Annotated in this window: 3 protein-coding genes; all 3 read left to right on the top strand. The window is 63.5% G+C overall.

Annotation, left to right across the window (positions count from 1 at the left end; genetic code table 11):
* A partial coding sequence (locus EN906_RS30685) for a Gfo/Idh/MocA family oxidoreductase (protein WP_348629294.1) occupies positions 1 to 197 on the top strand: 197 nt, incomplete at its 5' end.
* Between the two features lie 32 nt (positions 198 to 229).
* Entirely contained in the window at positions 230 to 1,024 is a 795-nt protein-coding gene (locus EN906_RS30680; protein ID WP_127270616.1) for an SDR family oxidoreductase, read from the top strand.
* 498 nt (positions 1,025 to 1,522) lie between these two features.
* Positions 1,523 to 2,503: 3-deoxy-7-phosphoheptulonate synthase (locus tag EN906_RS30665; protein WP_127375633.1), on the top strand; the 981-nt coding region annotated here is incomplete at its 3' end.

Here is a 2,503-nt window from a genome sequence, read left to right as displayed (position 1 = left end):
CCCGCCCGCCGCTGCACGACTTCTTCATGACCCGCTATCTCGACGCCTACGCTATTGAGATCGCCGCGTTCATCACGGCCGCGACCTCGGGCAAGAAAGCGTCGCCGAGCGGTGCGGATGGGCTGGTGGCGCTGAAGCTGGCCGACGCGGCGCTGAAATCAGCAACGACCGGCAAGACCGTCCGTCTCGACAAGTAAGAACCGGAAACTAGGGTACAGGGAGCAGAGCGATGAGCACATCCGCCGATCGCAATTCGAAGACGCGCGCCATCGTCACCGGCGGCGCGCAAGGCATCGGCTTTGCCGTTGCCGAAGCGCTGGCCGACGAAGGTTGCCGGGCACTGGCGCTCATCGGCCGATCGCAGGAGAAGGGCGACAAGGCCGTCGCCCATTTCAAGAAGGCGGGCGTCGACGCGATCTTCATCAGCGCCGACGTGTCAAAAGTGGCGGACTGCAAGCGCGCGGTCGCCACCGCGATCTCGCATTTCGGCACCGTCAACGCGCTGGTCAACGCCGCCGCCACTTCGGCGCGCGGTTCTCTGGTCGAAACCTCCGAAGAGCTGTTCGATACGATTTTCGATACCAATGTGCGCGGCCCGTTCTTCCTGATGCAAGGCGTGGTGGCGCATCTCCTGGAAAAGAAGGCACCCGGCTCGATCGTCAACGTGCTGTCGATGTCGGCGCATACCGGCCAGTCGTTCCTGACGCCCTATTCAACCAGCAAGGGCGCGCTGATGACGCTGACCAAGAACGTCGCCAATGCCTATCGCTACAACCGCATCCGCTGCAATGCGGTGCTGCCCGGCTGGATGGACACGGAGGGCGAGGACATCGTGCAGAAGAAGTGGCACGATGCGCCGGACGACTGGCTGGCAAAGGCCGAAGCCGCGCAGCCGATGGGGCAATTGGTGAAGCCGGACCAGTTGGCGCGGCTGATCAGCTACATGGTCAGCCCGCAGTCCGGCGTCATGACCGGATCGCTGGTCGACTATGACCAGAGCATTGCGGGGTCGTCTCCGGAATAGGGTCAGCGTCGCGGCCGGCCCGTTTCTCCCCGTCACTATACGGGGAGAAATGCCCGGCAGGGCAATGAGGGCAGCGCCGACTTTGATAGTTAGAGGGTCGATTGAAGTCGGGGCTTTTTGGCCCTGTCCTATCCGTTGACGCAAGCGCCGCCCCTCACCTGCCTGCCGGCATCCTCTCCCCGTATAGTGACGGGGAGAGGAGCGCTCTCGCCAGCGATTTCGCCAACTCATCTACGGCACGTGACAAGCGCCTCCGCATCGACTATATGAACCTCATGATCAACCTGACCGCCACATATTGGTACTTTAGGAGCTCGCTGGCGGCGGGAGGATTGCGCTCGATCTGAAGATTGCAGCAACAAGATCCGAACAGCCGCCATACCTGGCGGCTTTTTTGTTTCAGCCGGCAGGTTCCCTCTAAATCAAAGAGGAGCATGATGTCGTCCGAAAACCGCTTCACACTTTTCGGCATCATGCTCTCGACAGGAGCAGAAAGCCGTGTTGACCACCACAGACGACCTCCGAGTCAAGGAAATCCGAGAACTGAGTACGCCGGACGAGGTGATGCGGGAGATCCCGCGCACTTTGACGGCGACGCGCACCGTCAGCGCATCGCGCAACGCAACCCATGCCATCCTGAACGGCACCGACGACCGGCTGCTCGTCATTGTCGGCCCGTGTTCGATCCACGATCCGGTCGCGGCCGTCGACTATGCCAGCCGTCTGGCGGCGCTGCGCGAGAGCCTGTCGGACCGGCTGGAGATCGTGATGCGGGTCTATTTCGAGAAACCGCGCACGACGGTCGGCTGGAAAGGCCTGATCAACGATCCCGACCTCGACGGCAGCTTCAACATCGACAAGGGGCTGCGGATGGCGCGCAACGTGCTGTCGGCCGTCAACAATCTCGGCCTGCCGGCGGCGACCGAATTCCTCGACATGACCACGCCGCAATACATTGCCGACCTGGTCGCCTGGGGCGCGATCGGCGCGCGCACGACCGAGAGCCAGATCCACCGCGAACTCGCCTCGGGCCTTTCCTGCCCGGTCGGCTTCAAGAACGGCACCGACGGCAATCTGCGCATCGCCGCCGAGGCGGTGAAATCGGCTGCCCAGCCGCATCATTTCATGGCGGTGACCAAGGGCGGCCGCAGCGGCATCGCCACGACCACGGGCAACGAGGACTGCCACGTCATCCTGCGCGGCGGCGTTCAGCCCAACTATGACGTGGCGAGCGTCGAAGCCGCCGCTGTGGAACTCGCCCGCATCGGCGTTGCGCCCAGGCTGATGATCGATGTCAGCCACGCCAACTCGGCCAAGAAGCCCGAGAACCAGCCCAAGGTCGCGGCAGATGTCGCCGGCCAGGTCGCGGCAGGCGACGAGCGCATCATCGGCCTGATGATCGAGAGCAATCTCGTCGCCGGCCGGCAGGACGTGGTGCCGGGCAAGCCGCTGCTCTATGGCCAGAGCATCACCGATGGC

Source organism: Mesorhizobium sp. M7A.F.Ca.CA.004.06.1.1, from assembly GCF_003999135.1.
Classification (GTDB): domain Bacteria; phylum Pseudomonadota; class Alphaproteobacteria; order Rhizobiales; family Rhizobiaceae; genus Mesorhizobium.
Note: the sequence above shows the minus strand (reverse complement) of the source record. Positions and strands in the feature narration are given on the sequence as shown.

Coding starts and splice junctions, on each gene's coding strand:
- EN906_RS30680 (WP_127270616.1), top strand. CDS start 230: ATGAGCACATCCGCCGATCGCAATTCGAAGACGCGCGCCATCGTCACC.